This window comes from Pseudomonas sp. B7(2017) (assembly GCF_002112745.1).
Classification (GTDB): Bacteria; Pseudomonadota; Gammaproteobacteria; order Pseudomonadales; family Pseudomonadaceae; genus Aquipseudomonas; species Aquipseudomonas ekonensis.
Genome location: NZ_NEIP01000017.1, coordinates 86983 through 112302, shown reverse-complemented (window position 1 = coordinate 112302; position 25320 = coordinate 86983). Strand labels below are relative to the sequence as shown.

The window sequence follows — 25320 nt, the reverse complement described above, 5'->3', positions numbered from 1 at the left end:
GACTGCGCACCCGATTTTTCTCAGGATGAGCGTCATGTTGAAAACAGCTGTTGTCGCGTTGCTGTTTGTGGGATCCAGCGCGGTGCTGGCCGATACGACCGTCGATGTCTCGAAGGTCTACGGCAAGATCAAATTCGTCGACAGCTTCCCCGATTACAAGGTGAAGGTCGTGGACTCGTTTCCCGATCTCAAAGTGAAGAGAGTCGACTCGTTCCCGGACTCGGCCGGCAAATGGAAAACCGTCGACAGCTTTCCCGACTACAAAATCCAGATCGTTGATTCCTTCCCTGATTTCACCATCAAGTACGTCGATTCGTTCCCCGGCGTGAACTGAGTTGCAACCGACACCGCTGCCGCCTGGCGGCAGCACCACGATGAAGCACTTCCTTGCACCACACCCTGCCGCCTGTCCCCTCCTGGTGCGCCGCCTCTGCGCGCAACCGCTCTAGACCGACATTTTCCTGCCCGATCCAGACCGGGCACAGCCCTTGCAAAACACCCTTCAGTCGTCCGCATCTGCCAACCATAAAAAACTTTAACGTTCATGGAGATCGCACAATGAAGCGTCGCAGTTTGATCAAGGCTTTCACACTCTCGGCAAGCATTGCCGCGATGGGCATGACCTGGACGGCCCAGGCCGCCGAGACCATCAAGGTCGGGATTCTGCATTCGTTGTCCGGCACCATGGCGATCTCCGAGACGTCCCTCAAGGACATGGCGCTGATGACCATCGACGAGATCAACGCCAAGGGCGGCGTCAACGGCAAGCTGCTGGAGCCGGTGGTGGTGGACCCGGCGTCGAACTGGCCGCTGTTCGCCGAGAAGGGCCGGCAGTTGCTGACCCAGGACAAGGTGGCAGTGGTGTTCGGCTGCTGGACCTCGGTGTCGCGCAAATCGGTGCTGCCGGTGTTCGAGGAGCTCAACGGGCTGCTGTTCTACCCGGTGCAGTACGAAGGCGAGGAAATGTCGCCGAACGTGTTCTACACCGGCGCCGCGCCCAACCAACAGGCGATCCCGGCGGTCGAGTACCTGATGAGCGAGGACGGCGGCGGCGCCAAGCGCTTCTTCCTGCTCGGCACCGACTACGTCTACCCGCGCACCACCAACAAGATCCTGCGCGCGTTCCTGCATTCCAAGGGCGTGGCCGACAAGGACATCGAAGAGGTCTACACCCCGTTCGGCCACAGCGACTACCAGACCATCGTGGCCAACATCAAAAAGTTCTCGGCCGGCGGCAAGACCGCGGTCGTCTCCACGGTCAACGGCGACTCCAACGTGCCGTTCTACAAGGAACTGGCCAACCAGGGCCTGAAGGCCACCGACGTACCGGTGGTGGCGTTCTCGGTGGGCGAGGAAGAACTGCGCGGCATCGACACCAAGCCGCTGGTGGGCAACCTTGCGGCGTGGAACTACTTCGAGTCCGTCGAGAACCCGGTGAACAAGAAATTCGTCGATGACTGGAAAGCCTACGCGAAGAAACACAACCTGCCGGGCGCCGACAAGGCCGTGACCAACGACCCGATGGAAGCCACCTACGTCGGCATCCACCTGTGGGCCCAAGCGGTGGAGAAAGCCAAGTCCACCGACGTCGACAAGGTGCGCGAAGCCCTCGCCGGCCAGACCTTCGCCGCGCCGTCAGGCTACACCCTGACCATGGACAAGACCAACCACCACCTGCACAAGCCAGTAATGATCGGCGAGATCCAGCCGGACGGTCAGTTCAACGTGGTCTGGCAGACCGAAGGCCCGGTCCGCGCCCAGCCGTGGAGCCCGTTCATCCCGGGCAACGACAAGAAGCCGGAGTATGCGGTGAAGAGCAACTGACCCCTTGAACGTCAGGCTTGGGCACGACGCCTGAGCCTGACACCGATCCTGTGGGAGCTGGCTTGCCAGCGATGGCATCACCTCGGTTCGCCAGGTGCACCGAGTCGCCTGCATCGCCGGCAAGCCAGCTCCCACACAATCCAAGCAAGGCGCCTCTCTATGCCCACTGCCCTTATCCGCTTGATCCTGGCCGTCGCACTGTTGCTGCCGATGGCCACCCACGCCGGGGATGCCGAAGACTTCGTCGCCGCCAACCCCGCGCAACAGGCCAAACTGCTGGAAGCCTGGGCCGCGCAGCCCGATCCGGCGCGCATCGAACTGCTCGGCGCCCTGCAGCAAGGCGAACTGACCGTCGCCGGCCAGACCAAGACCCTGCGCCTGAACAACCGCCTGCGGGGCCTGACCGACACCGCCCTGGCCAGTCACCAGTTGCTCGCCGCCGACGCGAAGATCCGCCTGGGCGCTGCGCAGCAATTGCAGAAGAGCGCCAAGCCCGCCCAACTGAACTTCCTCGACCGGCAACTGGCCGGCGAAACCGATGAGCACGTCCACGCCGCCCTGAGCCTGGCGTTGGCCAACCTGCAACTGGCGGACGCCGACCCGGCGGTGCGCCTGGCCGCCGTGCGCCTGCTCGGCGAGACCGGCGACCCGCTGGCCCGCACCCGCCTCGAAGGCGTGCTCGAACCCGGCGCCGAAACCGACGCCGGCGTGCGCACGGCGGCCGAAACCAGCCTGGGCCAGGTCAAGCGCAAGCTGCTGGTGGGCGACCTGCTCGGCCAGGCGTTCAGCGGACTGTCCCTGGGCTCGATCCTGCTGCTGGCGGCGCTGGGCCTGGCGATCACCTTCGGCCTGCTCGGCGTGATCAACATGGCCCACGGCGAAATGCTGATGCTCGGCGCCTACTCGACCTACGTGGTGCAACTGCTGATCCAGCGCCACGCGCCGCAGGCCCTGGAGTTCTATCCGCTGATCGCGCTGCCGGTGGCGTTCTTCGTCACCGCCGCCATCGGCATGGCCCTGGAGCGCACGGTGATCCGTCACCTCTACGGCCGGCCGCTGGAAACCCTGCTCGCCACCTGGGGCATCAGCCTGATGCTGATCCAACTGGTGCGCCTGGCGTTCGGCGCGCAGAACGTCGAGGTGGCCAACCCGGCGTGGCTGTCCGGCGGGATCCAGGTGCTGCCGAACCTGGTGCTGCCCTACAGCCGCATCGTGATCATCGCCTTCGCGCTGTTCGTGGTGGCGCTGACCTGGCTGCTGCTGAACAAGACGCGCCTGGGCCTGAACGTGCGCGCCGTCACCCAGAACCGCAGCATGGCCGCCTGCTGCGGCGTGCCCACCGGACGGGTCGACATGCTCGCCTTCGGCCTCGGCTCGGGCATCGCCGGCCTCGGCGGCGTGGCGCTGAGCCAGATCGGCAACGTCGGGCCGGACCTGGGCCAGAGCTACATCATCGACTCGTTCCTGGTAGTGGTGCTCGGCGGCGTCGGCCAACTGGCCGGCAGCGTGTGCGCCGCCTTCGGCCTCGGTGTGGCCAACAAACTGCTCGAACCGCAGATCGGTGCGGTGCTCGGCAAGATCCTGATCCTCGCGCTGATCATTCTGTTCATTCAGAAGCGTCCGCAAGGCCTCTTCGCTCTCAAGGGACGGGTGATCGACTGATGAACCAGCCACTGTTGCTCACGGCCACGCAAAAGGCCGGCCCTACCATCACCCTCGCCGTCGGCGCCGCGGCGTTCGCCCTGTTGATCGCCCTGGCGCTGCTGTCGCTGCTGCCGGCGGACAGCGCGCTGCACGTCTCGGCCTACACCCTGACGCTGGTCGGCAAGATCCTCTGCTACGCCGTCGTCGCCCTGGCGCTGGACCTGGTCTGGGGCTACGCCGGCCTGCTGTCCCTGGGCCACGGCCTGTTCTTCGCCCTCGGCGGCTACGCCATGGGCATGTACCTCATGCGCCAGGCCGCCGGGGACGGCTTGCCGGCGTTCATGACGTTCCTGTCGTGGAACGAGTTGCCCTGGTACTGGAGCGGCACCGACCACTTCCTCTGGGCCCTGTGCCTGGTGGTGCTGGCGCCGGGGCTGCTGGCGCTGGCGTTCGGCTTCTTCGCCTTCCGTTCGCGGATCAAGGGCGTGTACTTCTCGATCATGACCCAGGCCCTGACCTTCGCCGGCATGCTCCTGTTCTTTCGCAACGAGACCGGGTTCGGCGGCAACAACGGCTTCACCAATTTCCGCACGATTCTGGGCTTCGGCATCACGGAACCCGGCACCCGCGCGGCGCTGTTCCTGGCTACGGTGCTGTTGCTGGCGGCGAGCCTGTTCATCGGCTGGAAGCTGGCCCGGAGCAAGTTCGGCCGGGTGCTGACCGCCCTGCGCGATGCGGAGAACCGCCTGATGTTCTGCGGCTACGACCCGCGCGGCTTCAAGCTGTTCGTCTGGGTGTTGAGCGCGGTGCTGTGCGGATTGGCCGGCGCCCTGTACGTGCCGCAGGTGGGGATCATCAACCCGAGCGAGATGTCGCCGACCAACTCCATCGAAGCCGCGGTGTGGGTCGCCCTCGGCGGGCGCGGCACCCTGATCGGCCCACTGTTCGGCGCCGGCCTGGTCAACGGCATGAAGAGCTGGTTCACCGTGGCCTTCCCCGAATACTGGTTGTTCTTCCTCGGCGCGCTGTTCATCGGCGTGACCCTGTACCTGCCCAAAGGCGTGATCGGCCTGCTGAAAAAACGAGGTGAGCCATGAGAGTGACCGCCAGCGCCGAGTTCATGCTCGAACCGGCCTTCTTCCCGCCCCTGGAACCGAACCGCGACGCCGGCACCGGCCGCGATGCCCTGGGCCTCGGCCAGCGTGTCGGCCCGGGGCTCGACACCCGCCACGGCACGATCCTGACCCTGGAAGACATCAGCGTCAGCTTCGACGGCTTCAAGGCGCTGAACGACCTGAACCTGTACATCGGCGTCGGCGAGCTGCGCTGCATCATCGGCCCCAACGGCGCGGGCAAGACGACGCTGATGGACGTCATCACCGGCAAGACCCGCCCCACCCGCGGCAAGGCCTGGTTCGGCGAAACCCTGGACCTTGCGCAGATGAGCGAGGTGCGGATCGCCCAGGCCGGCATCGGCCGCAAGTTCCAGAAGCCCACGGTGTTCGAAGCCCTGAGCGTGTTCGAGAACCTGGAGCTGGCGCAGAAGACCGATAAGTCGGTGTGGGCCAGCCTGCGGGCGCGCCTGAGCGGCGAGCAGAAAGACCGCATCGCCGAGGTGCTGGAGACTATCCGCCTGAGCGCCTCGGTCAACCGGCCGGCGGGCCTGCTGTCCCACGGCCAGAAGCAGTTCCTGGAGATCGGCATGCTGCTGATGCAAGACCCGCAGTTGCTGTTGCTCGACGAACCGGTGGCAGGGATGACCGACGCCGAGACCGAGTTCACCGCCGAACTGTTCAAGTCGCTGGCGGGCAAGCATTCGCTGATGGTGGTAGAGCACGACATGGGCTTCGTCGGCGCCATCGCCGACCGCGTCACCGTGCTGCACCAGGGCAGCGTGCTGGCCGAAGGGTCGCTGGAGCAGGTGCAGGACAACGAGCGGGTGATCGAGGTGTACCTCGGTCGCTGAACCTTGCGAATACAAATCCTGTGGGAGCTGGCTTGCCGGCGATAGCGGTGGGTCAGGCACCCGCCATGTCGAATGTGCCGGCCCTATCGCTGGCAAGCCAGCTCCCACAGGGGCAGAGTGATACTCAAGGAACTTGAAGATGCTGCAAGTCGACAAGCTGCACCAGTACTACGGCGGTAGCCACATCCTGCGTGGCCTGAGCTTCGAGGCGAAGGTCGGTGAAGTCACCTGCCTGCTCGGGCGCAACGGCGTGGGCAAGACCACGCTGCTCAAGTGCCTGATGGGCCTGTTGCCGGCCAAGGAAGGCACGGTGAGCTGGGAAGGCCGGGCGATCACCGCGCACAAGCCGCACCAGCGGGTGCACGCCGGCATCGCCTACGTGCCCCAGGGCCGGGAGATCTTCGCGCGGCTGACCGTGGAGGAGAACCTGCTGATGGGCCTGTCGCGCTTTCCCGGCCGCGAGGCCAAAGAGGTGCCGGCGTTCATCTACGAGCTGTTCCCGGTGCTGCAGCAGATGAAGCAGCGGCGCGGCGGCGACCTGTCCGGCGGCCAGCAGCAACAGCTGGCCATCGGCCGCGCCCTGGCCAGCCGCCCGCGCCTGCTGATCCTCGATGAGCCCACCGAAGGCATCCAGCCGTCGGTGATCAAGGAAATCGGCGCCGTCATCAAGCGGCTCGCCGCCCGCGGCGACATGGCGATCCTGCTGGTGGAGCAGTTCTACGACTTCGCCGCCGAACTGGCCGACCAGTACCTAGTGATGTCCCGCGGCGAGATCGTGCAGCAGGGCCGCGGAGAAAATATGGAGGCCGAGGGTGTGCGCGGGCTGGTAACGATCTAGTCTGTAGCGTCCCGGCGATCATCGAAGAACATGAACTCACCCGTCCCCACCGCCCTGTTCACCCCGAGCTGGCACGCCGAGCTGGAGCTGGCCTACGCCCGCTTCGGCGACTGCACCCGCCCCACACGGCGCCGCCACCTCGGCCCGCTGCGCGTGCAGAAGCACCTGTACGCCGAAGGGCCCGAGGTCTGCCAGCACATTATCGTGCACCCGCCGGGCGGCATCGCCGGCGGTGACCGGCTGAACATCGGCGCCCATGTCGAACGGGACGCCTGGGCCCAGATCACCAGCCCCGGCGCGGCCAAGTGGTACCGCGCGGCCGGGCCGGCCTTCCAGCGGCTCGACCTGCGCGTCGGCCCCGGGGCGACCCTGGAATGGCTGCCCCAGGAGACCATCGTCTACAGCGCCGCCCAGGCCGAACTCACCACCTCGATCGACCTTGAGGACGACGCCCGCCTGTTCTACTGGGACGTGGTGGCGCTGGGCCGCCCGGCCGCCGGGGAGCGCTTCGACCGCGGCCACTTCCAGGCGCACCTGGACATCCGCCGCGACGGTCGGCCGCTCTGGCACGAACGCCAGCGCATCGCCGGCGGCGACGGCCTGCTGGACTCGCCGATCGGGCTGGACGGCCATCCGGTGTTCGCCACATTGCTGGTCACCGGCGAGATCGACGCCGGGCTGCTGGAGCGCTGCCGCGCCCTGGACCCTGGCGTGCGCGGCGACCTGACCCAACTGCCGGGGTTGCTGGTGGCCCGCTGCCTGGCCGCCGAGGCGCTGCAGGCCCGCGCCTGGCTGATCGGCCTGTGGCGCCTGCTGCGCCCGGTGCTGCTGGGCCGCGAGGCCGTGCCGCCACGGATCTGGAACACCTGAATGAAGCTTTTGTGCGGGAACGGGCTCGCTCCCGCAAGGATCGGCATCCGCCGCTCCGACACCTTTTCGAACTGCCCTGACGGATGTCTACGATGGACCTGACCCCACGCGAAAAAGACAAGCTGCTGATCTTCACCGCCGGCCTCGTCGCCGAGCGGCGCCTGGCCCGCGGCGTGAAGCTCAACTACCCCGAAGCCATGGCCTACATCTCCGCCGCGCTGCTCGAAGGCGCCCGCGACGGCCAGACCGTGGCCGACCTGATGCACTACGGCACCACCCTGCTGACCCGCGAGCAGGTGATGGAAGGCATCCCGGAAATGATTCCGGAGATCCAGATCGAAGCGACATTCCCCGACGGCACCAAACTGGTCACCGTCCACCAACCGATCGCCTGAGGCCGCGCCATGACCTACACCCTGCGCGATGCGCTGCACGCCGACCTGCCGGCGATCCGCGACATCTACAACGACGCCGTGCTCAACACCACGGCGATCTGGAACGAACAGGCGGTGGACCTGGGCAACCGCCAAGCGTGGTTCAGCGCCCGCCAGGCCCAGGCCTACCCGATCCTGGTGATCACCGACGCCGACAACACCGTGCTCGGCTACGCTTCCTTCGGCGACTGGCGGCCGTTCGACGGTTTCCGCCACACCGTCGAGCATTCGGTCTATGTGCGCAGCGACCAGCGCGGCAACGGCCTGGGGCCGAAGTTGATGACGGCGCTGATCGAACGGGCGAAGGCCTGCGGCAAGCACGTGATGGTCGCCGCCATCGAAAGCGGCAACGCGGCGTCGATCCGCCTGCACGAGCGCGCCGGCTTCATCGTCACCGGGCAGATGCCGCAGGTGGGCACCAAGTTCGGCCGCTGGCTCGACCTGACGTTCATGCAACTGACCCTCAATCCCGGCGCGCAGCCACCGGCCGCCCACAAGGAGTGACACCGATGAACCCCGCCCAACTGCGACGCGTCAATGCCGAAAGTTTTGCGCACTACCGCCAGGGCCTGATCGACCTGCTGCTCGACGCGGTGGGTTACGGCGCCAGCGTCGGCTTCATGGCCGGCCTCGACGCCGCCCAGGCCCGTGCCTATTTCGACGATGTGCAGGACAGCGTGAACAAGGGCAGCGTCCTGCTGTGGGTGGTGGTCAAGGACGAGCAGGTGCAGGCCAGCGTGCAACTGAGCCTGTGCCAGAAGGCCAACGGCCTGAACCGCGCCGAGGTGCAGAAGCTGCTGGTGCGCGAAAACGCCCGCCGCCGCGGCCTCGGCCAGCAACTGATGGACGCGCTGGAGCAGACCGCGCGCCAGCACAGGCGCGGCATGCTGTACCTCGACACCGAGGCCGGCTCGCCGGCCGAAGACTTCTACCGGGCGCAGGGCTACACCAAGGCCGGGGAGATTCCCGACTACGCCTGCGGCCCGGACGGCACCTACCGCCCGACGGCCCTCTACTACAAGATCCTGCAAGGAGCGAACGGATGATTCCCGGCGAATACCAGATCCGGCCCGGCGACATCGAACTCAACGCCGGCCGCCGCACCCTCAGCCTGACGGTGGCCAACCGCGGCGACCGGCCGATCCAGGTCGGCTCGCACTACCACTTCTTCGAGACCAACGACGCCCTGGCCTTCGACCGCGCCGCCAGCCGCGGCATGCGCCTGAACATCCCGGCCGGCACCGCCGTGCGCTTCGAGCCTGGGCAGAGCCGCGAGGTGGAGCTCGTCGAGCTCGCCGGGCTGCGCCGGGTGTTCGGGTTCGCCGGCAAAGTCATGGGCGACCTCGACTGAGGCCCTGTGGCGAGGGAGCTTGCTCCCGCCCGGGTGCGCAGCGCCCGCAATCCGGGCAACGCGCAATGGGTGAAGACAATCATCGGCAGGTTTTGGGGCTGCTGCGCAGCCCGACGGGAGCGCGCTCCCTCGCCACAACACATTCGTGCAAGGAACTGGAATGAAGATCTCGCGTCAAGCCTACGCCGACATGTTCGGCCCCACCGTCGGCGACAAGGTGCGCCTGGCCGACACCGAGCTGTGGATCGAAGTCGAGCAGGACTTCACCACCTACGGCGAAGAAGTGAAGTTCGGCGGCGGCAAGGTGATCCGCGACGGCCAGGGCCAGAGCCAGCGGCTGGCCGCCGAGGTGGTCGACACCGTCATCACCAACGCGCTGATCGTCGACCACTGGGGCATCGTCAAGGCCGACGTCGGCCTCAAGGACGGGCGCGTCAACGCCATCGGCAAGGCCGGCAACCCGGACATCCAGCCCGGTGTCACCTTCGCCATCGGCGCCGGCACCGAAGTCATCGCCGGCGAAGGCATGATCCTCACGGCCGGCGGCATCGACACCCACATCCACTTCATCTGCCCGCAGCAGATCGAAGAGGCGCTGATGAGCGGCGTCACCACCATGATCGGCGGCGGCACGGGACCGGCCACCGGCACCAACGCCACCACCTGCACCTCGGGGCCGTGGCACCTGGCGCGGATGCTCCAGGCCGCCGACGCGTTCCCGATGAACATCGGCCTCACCGGCAAGGGCAACGCCAGCCTGCCGGAGCCGCTGATCGAGCAGGTCAGGGCCGGCGCCATCGGCCTCAAGCTGCACGAGGACTGGGGCACGACCCCGGCGAGCATCGACAACTGCCTGAGCGTCGCCGACCGGTTCGATGTGCAGGTGGCGATCCACACCGACACCCTCAACGAGTCCGGCTTCGTCGAGACCACCCTCGGCGCGTTCAAGGGCCGCACCATCCACACCTACCACACCGAGGGCGCCGGCGGCGGCCACGCGCCGGACATCATCAAGGCCTGCGGCTTCCCCAATGTGCTGCCGAGCTCGACCAACCCGACCCGGCCGTTCACCCGCAACACCATCGACGAACACCTGGACATGCTGATGGTCTGCCATCACCTGGACCCGAGCATCGCCGAAGACGTGGCGTTCGCCGAAAGCCGCATCCGCCGCGAAACCATCGCCGCCGAAGACATCCTCCACGACCTCGGCGCGTTCTCCATGATCAGTTCCGACAGCCAGGCCATGGGCCGGGTCGGCGAGGTCATCACCCGCACCTGGCAGACCGCCGACAAGATGAAGCGCCAGCGCGGCCCGCTGCCCCAGGACGGCGAAGGCAACGACAACTTCCGCGCCAAGCGCTACATCGCCAAGTACACGATCAACCCGGCGATCACCCACGGCATCAGCCATGAGGTAGGTTCGGTGGAAGTGGGCAAATGGGCCGACCTGGTGCTGTGGCGTCCGGCGTTCTTCGGGGTCAAGCCGACGCTGATCCTCAAGGGCGGCGCCATCGCCGCCAGCCTGATGGGCGACGCCAACGCGTCGATCCCCACGCCGCAGCCGGTGCATTACCGGCCGATGTTCGCCAGCTACGGCGGCTCGCTGCACGCCACCAGCCTGACTTTCATCAGCCAGGCCGCCCACGAGGCCGGATTGCCCGAGGCCCTGGGCCTGAAAAAGGCCATCGGCGTGGTCAAGGGCTGCCGCGACGTGCAAAAGACCGACCTGATCCACAACGACTACCTGCCGGCCATCGACGTGGATCCGCAGACCTACCAGGTCAAGGCCGACGGCGTGCTGCTGTGGTGCGAACCGGCGGACACCCTGCCGATGGCGCAGCGGTATTTCCTGTTCTGATCCGGTGCTCCGCAGGGGCTGTGGCGAGGATCCCGGGGGACGGCTTTGCCGTCCAGCGGGAGCAAGCGCCCTCGCCACAGCAATTCATCCCGTTTTTCGCCAGACGGACTACGCTTCGAGACGCTCCCCTGTGAATCGCATCAGGTAACCGTTCATGCGTCTTTCCGAATTCATCGTGGCCAACGTCGATCCCATCGTCGAAGAGTGGGAGACCTTCGCCCGCACCATCACCCCGGCGGCCGACTACCTGGACAGCCCGGCCCTGCGCGACCACGCCCGCTCGCTCCTGCTGGCCGCCGCCCGGGACATGGACAAACCGCAGACCGCCGACGAACAGGCCGACAAGTCCAAGGGCGAAGGGCCGCCCAAGACCCCGAGCCTGGACCAGGCCGGCGCCAGCCATGGCGAAATGCGCCACTCGGTGGGCTTCGACCTGGTGCAGATGACCTCCGAGTTCCGCCACTTGCGCGCCTGCGTGATCCGCCTGTGGGTCGACAGCCTGCAGACGCCGGACCGCACCGGCCTGCGCGACATGATCCGTTTCAACGAAGCCATCGACGAAGCCCTGGCCGAGTCCACGGCGGCCTACGCCGAACAGGTCAACCGCTCGCGGGACATCTTCCTGGCCATTCTCGGCCACGACCTGCGCGCGCCGCTGCAGGCCGTGACCATCTCCACCGAAATGCTGCTGCGCAAGGCCGCGCTGCAGGACGACGCCCTGCCCTTCGTGCAGAACATCAAGGACGGTTCGCGGCACATGGCGGCCATGGTCAGCGACCTGCTGGAACTGGTGCGCAGCCGCCTGGGCAAGAGCCTGCCGATCGAACCGGCGCCGATGGACCTGGCGGACACCGCGCGGGCGGCCATCGCCGAGGCCTTCGCCGGCAATCCGGACAGCGACACGATCCTGAAGGTCGAGGGCGACACCCACGGGGTGTGGGACGCCGGACGGCTGGCCCAACTGCTGCAGAACCTGATCGGCAACGCCTTGCAGCACGGCACCGGCCCGCAGGGCGTGGTGGTGAGCCTGCACGGGGAAGCCGACAGCGTGCGCCTGACCGTGCACAACCACGGCGAGCCGATCTCAGAGGACGCCATCGGCACGATTTTCGACCCGCTGGTGCGCAGCGCCGACGAAGTGCTCGGCCAGACGTCCACCAGCCTCGGGTTGGGGCTGTTCATCGTCAAGGAAGTGGTGACCGCCCATGGCGGAACCATCGAGGTCAGTTCGAGCGGGGAGGAAGGGACGCTGTTCAGCGTGGTGTTGCCGAGGAAGGCTTGACCTGAGAGTCCGCGTGACCGTTCATCGCGGGCAAGCCCGCTCCCTCAGGGGAATGCGGTCAACAGTGGCATCGGGCTCGCTCAGGGCTGCGAGCCGACGAAGAGGCCGATGAAGTCAGCGCAAGGATCACTCGGCCACCAACCGCGCCAGGCGCTGGCGCAGCATCCGGTTCTCCGCCCGCAGCGCCTTCACCTCCTCCAGCAGCTCCATCGCCAGCGCCACCCCTTCCCACTCAAGCTCCAGGTCGCGCCGCAGCTTGGCCGCGCGCCGGGCCAGGGTCAGTTCGACATCGGTGAAGCGCCACTCCCGGGGCTGCGCGCCCTGAGGTTCGAGGATGCCGTGCTCGACGATCTCGATCACGTAGGCGTCCGTCAGGTCGGTCGCCTCACAGAATTCTGCCATGTCCAGTTGAACGATCAGGGGGCTGCTCATGCCGGGCTACTCCGTCGCTGGGTTCAGAAGTTCTCTCGCGGGTTGAAGGCGGCTTTCTTGGCCAGTTCCTGCCACAGGGCCTTGACGTCGTCGCCCGTCGCCTTCGGCATCACGGCCTTGAGCTGGACGAACAGGTAACCGCGCTCGCCGGCCTTGTTCTTCAGGCCGTGGCCCTTGGCGCGCATGCGCTGGCCGTTCTGGCTGCCGGCCGGCACCTTGAGGTTGATCTTGCCGGTCAGGGTCGGCACCGCCACCTCGGCGCCCAGCGCCAGTTCCCACGGCGCCAGCGGCAGGGTGATGATCAGGTTGTCGCCTTCGACGTCGAACTTGGGGTGCGGCGCGAAGCGGATGGTCAGGTACAGGTCGCCGTTGGCCCCGCCGCCGACGCCCGGTGCGCCCTGGCCCTTGAGGCGGATGCGCTCGCCGTCGGTCACCCCCGCCGGGATCTTCACGTTAAGGCTCTTGCTGGTGTTGCTGACGTGCTGGCCCGCCGCGTTGTGCTGCGGCACCTGGAAGGTGACTTTCTTCGACTCGTTCGACAGGGTCTCCTCAAGGAAGATCGGCAGTTCCATTTCCACGTCCTGCCCCCGGCGCCCGGCGCTGCGCGATTGCCGGCCGCCACCGCCGAAGCCGGGGCCGCGGTTGCCGAAGATCGAGCTGAAGAAATCGGAAAAGTCGCCGCCGTCGGATCCGCCGCCGAAGCCGCCGCGGCTCTGCCAGCCCGGAGGGCCCTGGAACGGCTGGCCGTGCTGGCCGTAGCGGCGCAGGTCGTCGTACTCGGCGCGCTTGTCGGCGCTCTTGAGCGCCTCATAGGCTTCCGAGGCGTCCTTGAACTTGGCCTCGGCGTCCTTTTCCTTGCTGACATCGGGGTGGTACTTGCGCGCCAGCTTGCGATAGGCGGCCTTGATCGCCTTGTCGTCCGCCGTCGGCTCCACGCCGAGTATCTTGTAATAGTCTTTGAAGTCCATCTAAGGAGTCACCATCGTCATCGGTTTCGCGCCAGTGTCAGCTTGCGCCGATTCGCGCAGGCCGGTTTGACCGATCTCAACTTTGTGACCGATCGGCGCAGCAGAAGTTTATCGGCAGTGGACGGCGGTTCTTGCGACCGCCGGTGATCTGCCGGCCCATGCCAGCAAGTTTGGGGCGATGCGCAGGCTTTCAAGGCATCCGGGCGGCAAATTGCGGATGACCGGCCTTCGAATCTGCCGCGCACTGGCATACACTGCGCGGCCGTTTTTTTGACCGGAACCGAAAGACATGAAAGACGCCTCTCCAGCCCGTGCCTGCGGCATCGACTTCGGCACGTCCAACTCCACCGTCGGCTGGCTGCGCCCCGGCATGGAAACGATGATCGCGCTGGAAGACGACAAGATCACCCTGCCGTCGGTGGTCTTCTTCAATATCGAAGAACGCCGTCCGGTGTACGGGCGCCTGGCGCTGCACGAGTACCTGGAAGGCTACGAAGGCCGCCTGATGCGCTCGCTCAAGAGCCTGCTCGGTTCCAAGCTGATCAAGCACGACACCAGCGTGCTGGGCACGGCCATGCCGTTCAAGGACTTGCTCGGGCTGTTCATCGGCCAGCTCAAGGGCCGCGCCGAGGCCTCCGCCGGCCGCGAGTTCGAGCAGGTGGTGCTGGGCCGCCCGGTGTTTTTCGTCGACGACGATCCGCTGGCCGACCAGGAAGCCGAAGACACCCTGGCGGAGGTGGCGAAGAAGATCGGCTTCAAGGACGTGTCCTTCCAGTACGAGCCGATCGCGGCGGCGTTCGACTACGAGTCGACCCTGGAACGGGAAGAACTGGTGCTGATCGTCGACATCGGCGGCGGTACGTCGGACTTCTCCTTGGTGCGCCTGTCGCCCGAGCGCCGGGGTGTGGACAACCGTCACGACGACATCCTCGCCACCGGCGGCGTGCACATCGGCGGAACCGACTTCGACAAGCAGTTGAGCCTGCAGGGCCTGATGCCGCTGTTCGGCTACGGCAGCCGGATGAAGAGCGGCGCGTTCATGCCCACCAGCCACCACATGAACCTGGCGACCTGGCACACCATCAACTCGGTGTACTCGCAGAAATCGACCCTGGCCCTGGGCAGCATACGCTACGACATCGAGGACACCGGCGGCATCGACCGCCTGTTCAAGCTGATCGAGCAGCGCGCCGGCCACTGGCTGGCGATGGAAGTGGAAGAGACCAAGATCCAGCTGACCCACAGCGACAGCCGCCAGGTGGCGCTGGACCGGATCGAGGCCGGGCTCAACGTGGAACTGACCCGGACGCTGTTCGAGTCGGCCATCGACCCCCAGCTTGAGCGCGTGCGCGCCAGCGTCACCCAACTGCTGGCCGACGCCGGCGTGGCGGTGGGCCAGGTCGACACGGTGTTCTTCACCGGCGGCTCCAGCGGCATCCCCGCGCTGCGCAACAGCGTCGCGGCGATGCTGCCCAACGCGCGGCATGTGGAAGGCAACATCTTCGGCAGCATCGGCAGCGGGCTGGCGATCGAGGCGATGAAGCGCTACGGCGCGATGAACTGACCCCACTGCCCTCGCCACAACTGACCGGGCAAGCCAGCCAGGCTCGCCCGGTCAGACCATCCCCGCGAGCTTCAGCTCGCTCTTCAGGTACGCATAGTAGATCGGCCCCGCCACCACCCCCGGCAAGCCGAACGCCGCCTCGAACACCAGCATCGCCAGCAGCAGTTCCCAGGACTTGGCGCTGATCTGCCCGCCGACGATGCGCGCGTTGAGGAAGTATTCCAGCTTGTGGATGAAGATCAGGTAGCCCAGCGCCGCGATCGCCACCCAGATCGACAGCGACAGGCCGACGATAGTGATCAGGGTGTTCGACATCAGGTTGCCGATCACCGGCAGCAGGCCGAGCAGGAAGGTCAGCACGATCAGGGTCTTGGTCAGCGGCAACTTGATGCCGAACAGCGGCAGGATCACCGCCAGGAAGATCCCGGTGAAGAAGGTGTTGAGCAGGGAAATCTTGATCTGCGCGAAGACGATGTTGCGAAACGCCTGGACCAGCAGGTGCAGGCGGTCGAACAACGCGGCCGCCAGCGGCTTGCGCTTGGTGACGTCCGGCACCCGCTGCAGGGCGATGATCGCGCCGAGCACCATGCCGATCAGCAAGGTCACGAACATGTGCGCCGCGTCCTTGCCCACCAGTTGCAGATCGGCCAGGTGCTTGCTCATCCACTCGCCGATGGCCACCCGGAACTCAGCGGCGCTGGCCGGCAGGTAGGCGTCGACGAAGGGCGGCAACTGGCCCCGCGCGCGGTCGACCACGCCCATGAACTTGTCGAGGGAAGCGCCGGGGTTCTCCGCCTCATGCAGCAGGAAACTGATGGCGCCGGCGAAGATCAGCGCCAGCACGCTCACCACCAGCGTGCCGAGCAGCGCCACCGCCAGCCAGCGGGCGCGCCGGCCTTCGATCAGCCGCTGCAGTTGCGGGGTGAGCATGTTGACCAGTTCGAACACCAGCAGCCCGGCCAGCAGGCTGGGCAGCAGACGCAACGGCAACACCAGCAGCAACCCGCCGAAAATGATGATCCAACTGGCCCACAACACGACATGACGCTCAGAAAACGTTGGCATACAGCCTCAAAACGAACGGCGTAAAAGGATTGGCAGTCTGCCAGCGATCCGGGGTGAGCACTAGGGATATGCACATCGCCAGCAGGCTGGTTCCCACAGGGGGAGGTTGGATGCCAGCCTCTGCGTTCTCCTTGCCACGGGCGGCGATCCGATTAAGTCCGCACGCCCGCCGCAAGCCTCAGCCGATCATTTTTTCTTCAGGCAATCGCTCATGAAGGTCTTGCGCGCATCGCCGGTCAGGGCCTTGGTCGCCGCATCGGCGTTGCAGGTCTTCATCTTCTGCTGCTGCGGGGTCAGGGCCTTGGCGTCGTTGGCCGCCGGCGCCGCTTTCAGGCAGGTGCTCATGAAGGCCTTGCGCTCGTCGCCCTTGAGGCTCTTGGCCGTGGCGTCGGCGTTGCAGGTGGTCATCTTGTTCTGTTGCGCCGTGGCGGCGAACCCTTGGGAGCACAGCAGCAGGCCGATCATCAGCAAAGGGACACGCAACATCTTCATGGAGTTTTCTCCTGGTCGCCGCACCGACGGGTGCGGCCTCTCCGGCAGTGTAGTCAAAGCTTGTTACACCTTCCTGCCGTCCAGGTGGCTACGCCGGTACTGCTCCGGCGTGCACCCGGCCTGGCGGGCGAACATGGCGATGAACGCCGAGCCGCTGCTGTAGCCGAGGTCGAAGGCGATTTCCTGCACGCTGCGCGGGCTCTCCAGCGCTTCGATGGCCGCCAGGTAACGCAGGCGCTGGCGCCATTCGCCGAAACTCATCCCCAATTCGCGCACGAACTGCCGCGCCAGGGTGCGCTCGCTCACATGCACCTGCTGCGCCCAGTGCGCCAGGGTCTGGTTGTTGCCGGGCTCGGCCTGCAGCGCGTCGAGGATCGCCAGCAAGCCCGGGCTGCTGGCGTAGGGCAGGTAGCACTCGTGCACCGGCGCCTGGCGCAACTGGTCCACCAGCACCTGGGCCAGGCGCCGGTCGGCGTCGAGGTCGGGGATCTTCACGTCGCGGGCGGCGAAGTCCTTGAGGATCGCCTTGAGGATGTCGCTGATCGCCAGGGTGCAGGCCCGCGCCGGCAGGTCGGCGCACACCGAAGGGGCCAGGCACACCGCCCGGTAGTTGACCGGCTGATGGCTGTAGAAACTGTGCTCGACCTGCGGCGGCACCCACACCGCGTACTGCGGCGGAGACATGAAGCGGCTGCCGTCGACGTCCATGTGCAGCACGCCATGGGCCGCGTACTCCAGCGTGCCCCAAGGGTGGCGGTGCGGCGCGGCGTATTCGTGGGCGTTGAAGTCGGCGTAACGGAAGTACACCGCCGACGGCAGTTCGCTGAAATCCAGCAGGTCGATGTGTTTGCTGCTCATGCTGTCCGTCATCAGGGGCAGGTTGTCCGGTTCGCAGTATAGGGCTGGATCCGGACAGAGGATAATTGGCCATCCTTCAACGTTTCGGTTTTTCCCCATGCAATACGCGTTTCCCCTGCTGGCGATCTTCATCTGGGCCGGCAACACCGTGGTCAACAAGCTCGCGGTCGGTGCGATCTTCCCCGCCGAGATCGGCTTCTACCGCTGGCTGCTGGCCGGGCTGTTCTTCACGCCTTTCATGCTCAAGGGCGTGATCGCCCACTGGCCGCAGATCCGCCCGAACCTGGGCAAGATCTTCGTGCTCGGCGTGCTGGGCATGGCGGTCTACCAGAGCCTGGCCTACTTCGCCGCGACGATGACCAGCGCCACCAACATGGGCATCATCCTGTCGCTGATGCCGCTGATGTCGCTGGCCATGGCCATCGCCAGCCTCGGCCAGCGCCTGACCGCCGGGGCGCTGGTGGGTGCGGTGCTGTCGTTCGCCGGCGTGCTGGTGGTGGTGTCGTCGGGCAGCCTCGGCGCCCTGCTGCAGCACGGCGTGAACCTGGGCGACGCGATGATGCTGGTCGCCACCCTCGCCTACGCGGTCTACAGCACCTTGCTGAAGAAGTGGCAGCTGCGCCTGCCGCCGCTGGTGCTGCTGTACCTGCAAGTGCTGGTGGCGGTGGTGGTGCTGTTTCCGCTGTACGCCGCCTCGCCGAAGACCGGCCTGACCCTGCACAACCTGCCGCTGGTGCTGTACGCGTGCCTGCTGGCCTCGATGCTCGCGCCGCTTGCTTGGATGCAGGCCGTGCAGCGCTTGGGCCCGAGCCGCACGACCCTGTTCTTCAACCTGCTGCCGCTGATCACGGCGCTGATCGCCGCGGCGGTGCTCAAGGAGCAACTGGCGATGTACCACCTGGTGGGCGGGCTGCTGACGCTGGGCGGGGTGATTCTCTCCGAGCGCTGGACCACCGTGATCGGCAGCAGGGCGAGCCTGGCCTGATCCCTCACCACACATCAGAGCCCGGCGGCCTTCAGGCGCGCCGCATGCTCGACGAACAGCCGCACCGGATCCGCGCCCTTGCCCACCAGCCCCAGCGACTGGTTGACGATGTCGAAGTGATCCATCGGGTAGTCGTCGCCGATCACCGTGCCCAGGTGCGAGCTGCAACGCCCGACCATGCCGTCGCACTGCCCGGCCTCGCGCACGAAGGTTTTGGCGAACAGCCGGCAGCTGCGGTGGGTGCCGTCGAACAGGTTGCCGCCCCGGTCGGTCTTGCCTGGCTGCAAGGTGCCGGACCAGGAGTAGTAGCGCACGCCGTCGACGACCTCCGGCCCCTGCCCGCCCCAGGTTTCGGGCAGCCCCTGTGGATAACTCCGGTTGAACAGCGCCACGCCCTCGGTCGTGAGCGACTGGTGCGACGCGTGGATGTCCACCGGCAGCTTCGGCCCGCGGTAGCCGGTCTCCAGCACACCCATCAACCAGCCGACGAACCGCAGCAGCACCTCCAGCAGTCGGCCCCGGGCGCTGTCCGCCGGGTAGTGGCGTTCGAGGTAGTCCGCCAGCTCCGAACCATGGTTGGGCCCGGCCACGGACGTCACCGACGCCACCCGGTCCGGCCGTTTGGCCGCCGCGTAGCGGGCGGTCAGCGAACCCTGGCTGTGGCCGATCAGGTTGACCTTCTCGGCGCCGGTGTCGCGCAGGATCTCGTCGATCCGCGCCAGCAACTGCTCGCCGCGCACTTCGGTGGAGTTGAGCGGCGACACCTGCACGGCGATCACCGTGGCGCCGCCCCGGCGCAGCGCAGACACGATCCCGTACCAGTACGGGTACAGCACCAGGCGAATGAACCCGAGCATGCCCGGCACCAGCACCAGGGGATATCGGGTGGCCGAGGCTTGCGACATGGGCGGACTTCCTTGTGAAGGTTGAGGGGATGCGGGGCCAGCAAAACGCCCGCCCAGCATCCGCGCCGAAGATGACAACTCAACCGGCAGCCTACTTCAGCCCCGCCACCCCCGCCACAATCAGCCCCACCGACAGCAGCTTGACCAGGGTCAGGCTCTCGCCCAGCAGCACGCCCCCGAGCAGCACCGTGCCCAGCGACCCGATGGCCGTCCAGACCGGGTAGGCGACGCTCACCGGCAGCTCGCGCATCGCCAGCGTCAGGAAATACACCCCGCCCACCGCCGCAGCCACCGTGATCAGCGACGGCCACAAACGGGTGAAGCCGTCGGCGTACTTCATGCCCATGGCGAACGTGACTTCGAACGCCGCCGCGACCATCAACAACAGCCAGGCCACCTAGAACGCCCGGGCCAGGCCGAGCAGGCGCTGCTCGGCCTCGGCCACCGACACCGCGAAGGTGCGTTCGGCGGATTCCTCGCCCTCGGCCGCCACCACCGTGACGTCGTTGATGCCGATGAAGCCCAGCGCTGTGCGCAGCCACGGATCGGCGTGGTTCAGGGCCTCCAGCTCGCCGCCCGGGCCGAAGCCGAAGCCGCCGCGGGTGGTGACGATCAGCGCTTTCTTGCCTTGCAGCAGCGGCGTGTACTGGGCGATGCCGTTGTCCAGCGTGTGGTCGAAGGTCAGGCCCAGCCGCACGATCTGGTCGACCCAGGCCTTGAGGCCGCTGGGCACGTTGAAGTTGTACATGGGCGTAGAGATCAGCAGCAGGTCATGGTCGAACAGCTCGCCGACCAGTTGGTCGCTGAGCGCCAGGTCCGCCTGCATCGTCAACGGCCGCGCCTCGGGCTCCGGATAGAACGCCGCCGCGACGAACGCCTCGTTGACCGCCGGGATCAGCGCCCGGCCGACTTCGCGGCGGGTCACCTGGGCCTGCGGGTGGCGCGCCTGCCAGGCACTGAGAAACCCCTCTGCCAAGCGCCGCGAATGGGAACGCTCGCCCCGTGGGCTGGCATGGATCGCAAGAATTTTGCTCATCTGTATATCCTCCGGACTAGAATCGAACTGCTTGTGGCTTGCAGCTTGAGGTTCGCAGCCGCCTCTCTTCAAATGAGCAAAAATCAGTCTGGATGAATCCATTTCATCCATGGAGTGTTCCCATGTTCGCCTCGTTGCCGTTGACCGCCCTGCGCGCGTTCGAATCCGCCTCGCGCCTGCTGAGCTTCAAGGCCGCCGCCGAAGAGCTGGCGGTGACGCCCACGGCGATCTCGCACCAGATCCGTTCCCTGGAGGACTGGCTGGGCGTCGCCCTGTTCGAGCGCCTGCCGCGCCAGGTGCGCCTGACCGAAGGCGGCGAGCGACTGTTCCGCAGCCTCCACGGCGCCCTGCTGGAGGTGGCGCAGAGCGTCGACACCCTGCGCCCGCAGCGCAGCGGCAGCAGCCTGACGCTGTCCACCACCGCCGCGTTCGCCGCGCTGTGGCTGGTGCCGCGCCTGGGCCGCTTCTATGCCCGCCACCCGAACATCAACGTGCGCCTAGACACTCACTGCGAAGTGATCGACCTGCACCAGGACGCCAGCGTCGACCTGGTGCTGCGCTACAGCCTGGACGACTACCCGAACCTGTACGGCCTGTGCCTGTTCGACGAGTCGTTCGGGGTGTACGGTTCGCCCGAGCAGGTGGCGCTGGCCGCCCGGCGCACCCCCGCGCTGATCAGCGTGCGCTGGCACAACTCGAAGCTGTACGCCCATGGCTGGGAGGCCTGGTGCGCGATGTCCGGCGAAAACTGGCTGAAGCAGCAGCCGGCGATCCGCGAATACGACGAAGAGCATTACGCCCTGCAAGCCGCCATCGCCGGGCAGGGGCTGGTGCTGGCGAGCAACATCCTGGTGTCGGAGAGCGTCGCCGGCGGCCTGCTGGTGCCGTACAAGGGCACCGTGCAGGTCGACGGCGCCGGCTACAGCGCCCTGTGCGTGCCGGGGCGCGAGCGGCATCCGCCGGTGAAGGCATTCTTCGCCTGGCTGCAGGAGGAGGCCCGATTGTCGGGACACCTGCCGCGCTGAAATCCGATAAAACTTTTTGCCTCGCCCGACACTCACAACCTGGGAAGCGACCGCGTCGGCAGAACGCGGCGCACAAACGGATTAGCCTCCAGGAGACCGACATGAGCGACCTGCATTTATCGGATGTGCAAACCCTGCGCGAACGCGCACGGCAACATGTGGAAAACGGCGCCGTCACCGAAACCTACAGCGCCGACCGCCAGGAAGTGCTGCGCCTGCTCAACGAATCGCTGGCCACCGAACTGGTCTGCGTGTTGCGCTACAAGCGCCATTACTTCATGGCCAACGGCCTGAAGGCCAATGTGGCCGCCGACGAATTCCTCGAACACGCCACCCAGGAAGCCGCCCACGCCGACCGCTTGGCCGAACGCATCGTGCAGTTGGGCGGCGAGCCGGAATTCAACCCCGACCTGCTGTCGAAGCTGTCCCACGCCCAGTACGTGGCCGGCAAGACCCTCAAGGAAATGGTCTACGAGGATCTGGTGGCCGAGCGGATCGCCATCGACAGCTACCGCGAAATCATCCAGTACCTGGGCGAGAAAGACCCCACCACCCGACGCCTCTTCGAAGACATCCTGGCCCAGGAAGAAGAACATGCCGATGACATGGCCGACATCCTGAAAGACCTGTAGCGCCAGCACCGCACCCGAAGACCTGTAGGAGCCAGCCTGCTGGCGACGGCGTCACTCGCAGCACCGCAAGCCACTGTTTTGCCTGGCTATGCGCCGCGCTTGCTGACGTCATCGCCAGCAGGCTGGCTCCTACAGTTTTGAGCTGCAGGCCCTACGGCTTGGTGGGCTTGACGGTGACAGGCGCCTTGCCCGCCTTCATCTGCTCCAGCAACGGCGCGCACTGGTTCGGCTCCCCGCCGCTGGGCGCCACCAGCGCCAGCAGGCCCGCCGCCGGCGCCGCGATCACGCCCAGCGCCACCATCCCCGCCCCGCGCAGCATCAACGGCACGGCCTTGACCCCGGCGTCCGGCTTGATGAACTTGCCGCGCACGTACAGCGGCGAACGCAGCGAGATCAAGCGCCAACCCTTCGACTCCGGCGTGACGGTCAGGTCCAATTGCTCGGTGGCCATGTTCGCCGTGCCGTCGATGTAGACGATGGCGTTCTCGGTGTCGAACACGAACAGCCGCGTGGTGGCCAGGCCGGTTTTGATGTCGAAGTCCGCCGCCGCGCAGTTGATCTTCACTTCCTTGTCGCCGAACACCTTGCCGACCACATAGTTGCCGACGTTGAGTCCCGCCAGCTCCATCAGTTCGCGGCTGATGGCGCCGTCGTTGATCAGCATCTTCAGGTTGCCGTTGGCGCCGCCCAAGAGCTTGGCCACCGAGTTGCCGCGGCCGCTGAGGTCAGCGTCGCCGTTGAGTTCGCCGAAGCTGGTCTTCATCGGCTCGAAGGTCGGGAACAGCTGCTTGAGCTTGAACTTGCGCGCCGTCAGCTTGGCCCGGCCCTCCAGCGGCTCGCTGCGCCCGTTGAGGCGGATCTGCGCGTCCAGGTTGCCGCCGGCCACGCCGAAGCGCAGCGGTTCCAGGCTCAGTTCGCCGTCGTTGAGCTTGAGGTGGGTGTAGAGGTCGCTGAACGGCAGTTTCTCGCTGTGGACGATGCGCTTGCCGGTGAATTCGACATCCGCGTCCATGTCGCGCCAGCGCTCGGTCTTGAACTCCTCGACCGGCAGCACCTTGTCCGCCGGCTGCTTGCTCTCGCCGCCCCGGGCCTTTTGCTTGGCGTTGGAGTCGGCGCCGATCAGCGGCGCCAGGTCGCTGAACAGCAGTTGATTGGACAGCAGCGCGCCGCTGAGCTTGGGACGCGGCTGGCTGGCGACGTAGGCCAGGTCGCCGTGGATGTCGCTGCTGCCGATCTTGCCGTTGAACTGCTCATAGCGGAACTGCGCGCCGCCGGGCTCGTGCAGCTTGGCGATGAGGTGGCCGTCGGTGGCATAGGGCGGGGTGTCCGGCAAGGTCACGCCGGTCAGCGGGTAAAGGTTGCCGAGGCTGGTGCCGGCCAGTTTCAGGCGCAGGTCCAGGGCGCCGAGGTTGAGCGGGTCGGTGAGGGTGCCCGCCAGCTCGACGCTGGTTTCGCCGATCTTCGCCTGGGCCTGCAGCGGGAACGGCTTGGCGGCGTCCTGCAGGGCCAGCAGTCCGCCGATCTTGCCTTGCCCGGCGAGCGCCTGGCCGTGATACTGGCCGGTGACTTTCAGGCCGAACGCGTAGTCCTGCGGCGCGGCGCCCTTGTCCTGGGCGGTCTTCGCCGCTTTTTCGCCGACGATGTCGCTGAACGGGATCGGCTTGCCCAGCGGATCGATCAGCACATCCAGCCGGGTCTTCAAGTGTTGGTCGTCGAGGGTGACGTGGCCCTTGTCGAAACCGATGGCGCCGATGTCCACCACCCAGTTCGACGGTTCGGCGTCCGGATCCTTCGGATCGAACGTGAATGTCCAGTTGGCGCGGCCGTCGGCCAGCCGCTGCAATTGGGCTTCGGGCCCGGTCAGGTCGATGCGCGGGATCACCACCCGCTGCGCCAGCAACGCCAACGGCGATAGGCGCAGCTCGACGCGCTTGAGGGTGACCATCTGCGGCTGCTTCGACCAGTCCGGGTTGCCCAGGCTCAGATCCTCGGCCACCACGTGCGGCCACGGCACCCAGGCGCGCCAGCCGCCCTCGTCCGGCTCGCGCCGCCAGACCACCGACAGATCGCCGTTGATGGCGAACGTACGGTGCAGTTCCTCCGAGACCTTGGCGTTGAGCGGCGGCTTGATCCGGTTCCAGTCGAAAAACACGATGATCAGAACCAACACCGCCAGCAGCAAGGCAAGGGTGGCGAAGGTCCAAGTAACGATCTTTTGGGTGCGCGTCATTGCACAAAGCTCCTGAAGACGGCGGCGGGCCACAAGAGGCCCTACATGGAATCTACGACTGGCAAACCGGACGCAGGTTTAATCGAAAGGCTGTCGGCGGCGGAAAAAACGCGCCGATCCTGACCGATCGGTCGAGGAAGCGTTACCGCCCCCGCACTTTTGCGAGGCAAGAGTGGGTGGAAAATACCCACCGCGGTGCAAAACCGATCGGCTGAAAGGCCCGGGCTAGAGCCTCCCGTCCGAACAATCAATTCTGTTGATTATTACCATTGTGTTTATGAACTTTTATATCGACTTATCGAGAGTAGCATTGCCCTCGTACCCACTTTATCGCCCTCCCAAGGAGCAACCCATCATGAAACGCCAATTACTCTTCAGCCTTACCCTGTCCATGCTGGCCAGCACCGCTTTCGCCCTGCCGGCCGCCGACCAAGCCACTCCGCAAGCCAAGGCCAGCCATTCGGTGTTCAGCCAGACCGTGGCCGCCGACGGCTCCGACCGCACCCCGCAAGGCCAGACCCTGGCAGAAAACGGCCGTAACCGCCTGGAAGAGAAAGGCCTGGTGCAAGACGGCTACGACAAGACCCCTCAAGGCCAGTTCGTCGCAGAAGGCGGCCGCGACCGTCTGGAAGAGAAAGGCCTGGTTCAGGACGGCTCCGACCGTACCCCACAAGGTCAAACCCTGGCAGCCGACGGTTCCGACCGCACTCCACAAGGCCAGACCCTGGCAGCTGACGGTTCCGACCGCACCCCACAAGGCCAGACCCTCGCAGCTGACGGCTCCGACCGCACTCCACAAGGCCAGACCCTGGCGGCTGACGGTTCCGACCGCACCCCACAAGGCCAGACCCTCGCCGAAGGCGGTGGTGACCGTGTGATCGAACGCAACGCCGCGCTGAGCTGAGCCCATGACGGCCCGGAAAAAAAGCCCGATCAACCGATCGGGCTTTTGACTTTTCGGCCCCAGGCACCCAAGTCCCTGCCCCTTCCTGCGCAACATCCCCGCCATCGTTCGACGCCGGCAAAGCCGATTTGCTAGAGTGCGGCGCTTGTCCTGC

27 protein-coding genes are annotated in these 25320 nt (G+C 66.4%); 18 read left to right on the top strand and 9 right to left on the bottom strand.

Annotated elements, in window-relative coordinates; all coding sequences use genetic code 11:
• The first annotated feature begins 34 nt into the window (after nt 1-34).
• From CAG29_RS23970 to CAG29_RS23910, 13 genes are all read left to right on the top strand, one after another.
• Nucleotides 35-334: a hypothetical protein gene (locus tag CAG29_RS23970; protein ID WP_085582768.1), complete on the top strand. Its 300-nt coding sequence runs from the start codon at nt 35-37 to the stop codon at nt 332-334.
• 224 nt (nt 335-558) lie between these two features.
• Nucleotides 559-1824, top strand: coding sequence for an urea ABC transporter substrate-binding protein (gene urtA, locus CAG29_RS23965; RefSeq protein WP_085582770.1), 1266 nt, complete (start codon nt 559-561; stop codon nt 1822-1824).
• Between the two features lie 159 nt (nt 1825-1983).
• Entirely contained in the window at nt 1984-3486 is a 1503-nt protein-coding gene (gene urtB, locus CAG29_RS23960; RefSeq protein WP_085582772.1) for an urea ABC transporter permease subunit UrtB, read from the top strand.
• Entirely contained in the window at nt 3486-4565 is a 1080-nt protein-coding gene (urtC, locus tag CAG29_RS23955; protein ID WP_085630904.1) for an urea ABC transporter permease subunit UrtC, read from the top strand. The genes urtB and urtC overlap by 1 nt, the downstream gene beginning before the upstream one ends.
• On the top strand, nt 4562-5434 hold the full coding sequence (urtD, locus tag CAG29_RS23950; protein ID WP_085695234.1) for an urea ABC transporter ATP-binding protein UrtD: 873 nt from the start codon (nt 4562-4564) through the stop codon (nt 5432-5434). The genes urtC and urtD overlap by 4 nt, the downstream gene beginning before the upstream one ends.
• 139 nt (nt 5435-5573) lie before the next feature.
• Nucleotides 5574-6272, top strand: coding sequence for an urea ABC transporter ATP-binding subunit UrtE (urtE, locus tag CAG29_RS23945; RefSeq protein WP_085640626.1), 699 nt, complete (start codon nt 5574-5576; stop codon nt 6270-6272).
• A 30-nt stretch (nt 6273-6302) separates the two neighbouring features.
• The gene (locus tag CAG29_RS23940) at nt 6303-7142 is read left to right on the top strand and encodes an urease accessory protein UreD (RefSeq protein WP_085582780.1); all 840 of its coding nucleotides are present in this window, start codon (nt 6303-6305) and stop codon (nt 7140-7142) included.
• A gap of 92 nt (nt 7143-7234) precedes the next feature.
• Nucleotides 7235-7537, top strand: a complete 303-nt coding sequence (ureA, locus tag CAG29_RS23935) for an urease subunit gamma (RefSeq protein WP_085582782.1) — start codon at nt 7235-7237, stop codon at nt 7535-7537.
• Nucleotides 7538-7546: 9 nt separating this feature from the next.
• Nucleotides 7547-8080, top strand: coding sequence for a GNAT family N-acetyltransferase (locus CAG29_RS23930; protein ID WP_085582784.1), 534 nt, complete (start codon nt 7547-7549; stop codon nt 8078-8080).
• Between the two features lie 5 nt (nt 8081-8085).
• The gene (locus tag CAG29_RS23925; protein WP_085582786.1) at nt 8086-8622 is read left to right on the top strand and encodes a GNAT family N-acetyltransferase; all 537 of its coding nucleotides are present in this window, start codon (nt 8086-8088) and stop codon (nt 8620-8622) included.
• Nucleotides 8619-8927, top strand: a complete 309-nt coding sequence (locus CAG29_RS23920) for an urease subunit beta (RefSeq protein WP_085582788.1) — start codon at nt 8619-8621, stop codon at nt 8925-8927. Before CAG29_RS23925 ends, CAG29_RS23920 begins: the two co-directional genes overlap by 4 nt.
• 160 nt (nt 8928-9087) lie before the next feature.
• On the top strand, nt 9088-10788 hold the full coding sequence (gene ureC, locus CAG29_RS23915) for an urease subunit alpha (protein ID WP_085630912.1): 1701 nt from the start codon (nt 9088-9090) through the stop codon (nt 10786-10788).
• Nucleotides 10789-10942: 154 nt separating this feature from the next.
• The gene (locus CAG29_RS23910; RefSeq protein WP_085582792.1) at nt 10943-12070 is read left to right on the top strand and encodes a sensor histidine kinase KdpD; all 1128 of its coding nucleotides are present in this window, start codon (nt 10943-10945) and stop codon (nt 12068-12070) included.
• A gap of 126 nt (nt 12071-12196) precedes the next feature.
• On the opposite strand, the gene CAG29_RS23905 is transcribed toward CAG29_RS23910, so the two are convergent.
• Nucleotides 12197-12502 (bottom strand): chaperone modulator CbpM, encoded by a 306-nt coding sequence (locus CAG29_RS23905; RefSeq protein ID WP_085582795.1) that lies wholly within the window; start codon nt 12500-12502, stop codon nt 12197-12199.
• 23 nt (nt 12503-12525) lie between these two features.
• A complete protein-coding gene (locus CAG29_RS23900; protein ID WP_085582797.1) occupies nt 12526-13470 on the bottom strand; it encodes a DnaJ C-terminal domain-containing protein in 945 nt (314 codons plus the stop codon).
• Between the two features lie 289 nt (nt 13471-13759).
• Between CAG29_RS23900 and CAG29_RS23895 the strand changes: the two genes are divergently transcribed.
• On the top strand, nt 13760-15034 hold the full coding sequence (locus CAG29_RS23895) for an Hsp70 family protein (protein ID WP_085695233.1): 1275 nt from the start codon (nt 13760-13762) through the stop codon (nt 15032-15034).
• Between the two features lie 51 nt (nt 15035-15085).
• On the opposite strand, the gene CAG29_RS23890 is transcribed toward CAG29_RS23895, so the two are convergent.
• From CAG29_RS23890 to CAG29_RS23880, 3 genes are all read right to left on the bottom strand, one after another.
• The gene (locus CAG29_RS23890; protein WP_085582801.1) at nt 15086-16099 is read right to left on the bottom strand and encodes an AI-2E family transporter; all 1014 of its coding nucleotides are present in this window, start codon (nt 16097-16099) and stop codon (nt 15086-15088) included.
• Nucleotides 16100-16285: 186 nt separating this feature from the next.
• Nucleotides 16286-16591, bottom strand: a complete 306-nt coding sequence (locus tag CAG29_RS23885) for a PsiF family protein (protein WP_011332224.1) — start codon at nt 16589-16591, stop codon at nt 16286-16288.
• Nucleotides 16592-16654: 63 nt separating this feature from the next.
• Nucleotides 16655-17449, bottom strand: coding sequence for a helix-turn-helix transcriptional regulator (locus CAG29_RS23880; RefSeq protein ID WP_085582803.1), 795 nt, complete (start codon nt 17447-17449; stop codon nt 16655-16657).
• Between the two features lie 97 nt (nt 17450-17546).
• On the opposite strand from CAG29_RS23880, the gene CAG29_RS23875 reads away from it, so the two are divergent.
• Entirely contained in the window at nt 17547-18434 is an 888-nt protein-coding gene (locus tag CAG29_RS23875) for a DMT family transporter (protein ID WP_085630916.1), read from the top strand.
• A 14-nt stretch (nt 18435-18448) separates the two neighbouring features.
• Here CAG29_RS23875 and CAG29_RS23870 read toward each other — a convergent pair whose 3' ends face one another.
• The 3 genes from CAG29_RS23870 to CAG29_RS23860 form a co-directional block, all read right to left on the bottom strand.
• Entirely contained in the window at nt 18449-19339 is an 891-nt protein-coding gene (locus CAG29_RS23870; RefSeq protein WP_085582807.1) for a triacylglycerol lipase, read from the bottom strand.
• A gap of 91 nt (nt 19340-19430) precedes the next feature.
• Nucleotides 19431-19736 carry a multidrug efflux SMR transporter gene (locus tag CAG29_RS23865; protein ID WP_085695232.1) on the bottom strand — a complete coding sequence of 102 codons (306 nt, stop codon included), beginning with the start codon at nt 19734-19736 and terminating at the stop codon, nt 19431-19433.
• Nucleotides 19737-20375 carry an FMN-dependent NADH-azoreductase gene (locus CAG29_RS23860; protein ID WP_085582811.1) on the bottom strand — a complete coding sequence of 213 codons (639 nt, stop codon included), beginning with the start codon at nt 20373-20375 and terminating at the stop codon, nt 19737-19739.
• A 92-nt stretch (nt 20376-20467) separates the two neighbouring features.
• Here CAG29_RS23860 and CAG29_RS23855 point away from each other — a divergent pair, with 92 nt between their 5' ends.
• Nucleotides 20468-21400, top strand: a complete 933-nt coding sequence (locus CAG29_RS23855) for a LysR substrate-binding domain-containing protein (RefSeq protein ID WP_170929979.1) — start codon at nt 20468-20470, stop codon at nt 21398-21400.
• Nucleotides 21401-21501: 101 nt separating this feature from the next.
• A complete protein-coding gene (locus tag CAG29_RS23850) occupies nt 21502-22032 on the top strand; it encodes a bacterioferritin (protein WP_085582815.1) in 531 nt (176 codons plus the stop codon).
• Nucleotides 22033-22183: 151 nt separating this feature from the next.
• Here the strand turns inward: CAG29_RS23850 and CAG29_RS23845 are convergent, their stop codons facing one another.
• Nucleotides 22184-24262, bottom strand: coding sequence for an AsmA family protein (locus CAG29_RS23845; protein ID WP_085695231.1), 2079 nt, complete (start codon nt 24260-24262; stop codon nt 22184-22186).
• A 355-nt stretch (nt 24263-24617) separates the two neighbouring features.
• Here CAG29_RS23845 and CAG29_RS23840 point away from each other — a divergent pair, with 355 nt between their 5' ends.
• Nucleotides 24618-25166: a hypothetical protein gene (locus CAG29_RS23840; RefSeq protein WP_085582819.1), complete on the top strand. Its 549-nt coding sequence runs from the start codon at nt 24618-24620 to the stop codon at nt 25164-25166.
• Nucleotides 25167-25320: the final 154 nt, after the last annotated feature.

Excerpts from the sequence above, each read along its gene's own strand:
- ureC (WP_085630912.1), top strand. The coding sequence starts at position 9,088 with ATGAAGATCTCGCGTCAAGCCTACGCCGACATGTTCGGCCCCACCGTC.
- CAG29_RS23890 (WP_085582801.1), bottom strand. The coding sequence starts at position 16,099 with ATGCCAACGTTTTCTGAGCGTCATGTCGTGTTGTGGGCCAGTTGGATC.
- CAG29_RS23885 (WP_011332224.1), bottom strand. The coding sequence starts at position 16,591 with ATGAAGATGTTGCGTGTCCCTTTGCTGATGATCGGCCTGCTGCTGTGC.
- CAG29_RS23860 (WP_085582811.1), bottom strand. The coding sequence starts at position 20,375 with ATGAGCAAAATTCTTGCGATCCATGCCAGCCCACGGGGCGAGCGTTCC.
- CAG29_RS23930 (WP_085582784.1), top strand. The coding sequence starts at position 7,547 with ATGACCTACACCCTGCGCGATGCGCTGCACGCCGACCTGCCGGCGATC.
- CAG29_RS23905 (WP_085582795.1), bottom strand. The coding sequence starts at position 12,502 with ATGAGCAGCCCCCTGATCGTTCAACTGGACATGGCAGAATTCTGTGAG.
- urtD (WP_085695234.1), top strand. The coding sequence starts at position 4,562 with ATGAGAGTGACCGCCAGCGCCGAGTTCATGCTCGAACCGGCCTTCTTC.
- urtA (WP_085582770.1), top strand. The coding sequence starts at position 559 with ATGAAGCGTCGCAGTTTGATCAAGGCTTTCACACTCTCGGCAAGCATT.
- CAG29_RS23900 (WP_085582797.1), bottom strand. The coding sequence starts at position 13,470 with ATGGACTTCAAAGACTATTACAAGATACTCGGCGTGGAGCCGACGGCG.
- CAG29_RS23970 (WP_085582768.1), top strand. The coding sequence starts at position 35 with ATGTTGAAAACAGCTGTTGTCGCGTTGCTGTTTGTGGGATCCAGCGCG.
- CAG29_RS23875 (WP_085630916.1), top strand. The coding sequence starts at position 17,547 with ATGCAATACGCGTTTCCCCTGCTGGCGATCTTCATCTGGGCCGGCAAC.
- CAG29_RS23880 (WP_085582803.1), bottom strand. The coding sequence starts at position 17,449 with ATGAGCAGCAAACACATCGACCTGCTGGATTTCAGCGAACTGCCGTCG.
- CAG29_RS23870 (WP_085582807.1), bottom strand. The coding sequence starts at position 19,339 with ATGTCGCAAGCCTCGGCCACCCGATATCCCCTGGTGCTGGTGCCGGGC.
- CAG29_RS23920 (WP_085582788.1), top strand. The coding sequence starts at position 8,619 with ATGATTCCCGGCGAATACCAGATCCGGCCCGGCGACATCGAACTCAAC.
- CAG29_RS23840 (WP_085582819.1), top strand. The coding sequence starts at position 24,618 with ATGAAACGCCAATTACTCTTCAGCCTTACCCTGTCCATGCTGGCCAGC.
- urtB (WP_085582772.1), top strand. The coding sequence starts at position 1,984 with ATGCCCACTGCCCTTATCCGCTTGATCCTGGCCGTCGCACTGTTGCTG.
- CAG29_RS23940 (WP_085582780.1), top strand. The coding sequence starts at position 6,303 with ATGAACTCACCCGTCCCCACCGCCCTGTTCACCCCGAGCTGGCACGCC.
- CAG29_RS23850 (WP_085582815.1), top strand. The coding sequence starts at position 21,502 with ATGAGCGACCTGCATTTATCGGATGTGCAAACCCTGCGCGAACGCGCA.
- CAG29_RS23910 (WP_085582792.1), top strand. The coding sequence starts at position 10,943 with ATGCGTCTTTCCGAATTCATCGTGGCCAACGTCGATCCCATCGTCGAA.
- urtC (WP_085630904.1), top strand. The coding sequence starts at position 3,486 with ATGAACCAGCCACTGTTGCTCACGGCCACGCAAAAGGCCGGCCCTACC.
- CAG29_RS23845 (WP_085695231.1), bottom strand. The coding sequence starts at position 24,262 with ATGACGCGCACCCAAAAGATCGTTACTTGGACCTTCGCCACCCTTGCC.
- CAG29_RS23855 (WP_170929979.1), top strand. The coding sequence starts at position 20,468 with ATGAATCCATTTCATCCATGGAGTGTTCCCATGTTCGCCTCGTTGCCG.
- urtE (WP_085640626.1), top strand. The coding sequence starts at position 5,574 with ATGCTGCAAGTCGACAAGCTGCACCAGTACTACGGCGGTAGCCACATC.
- CAG29_RS23895 (WP_085695233.1), top strand. The coding sequence starts at position 13,760 with ATGAAAGACGCCTCTCCAGCCCGTGCCTGCGGCATCGACTTCGGCACG.
- CAG29_RS23925 (WP_085582786.1), top strand. The coding sequence starts at position 8,086 with ATGAACCCCGCCCAACTGCGACGCGTCAATGCCGAAAGTTTTGCGCAC.
- ureA (WP_085582782.1), top strand. The coding sequence starts at position 7,235 with ATGGACCTGACCCCACGCGAAAAAGACAAGCTGCTGATCTTCACCGCC.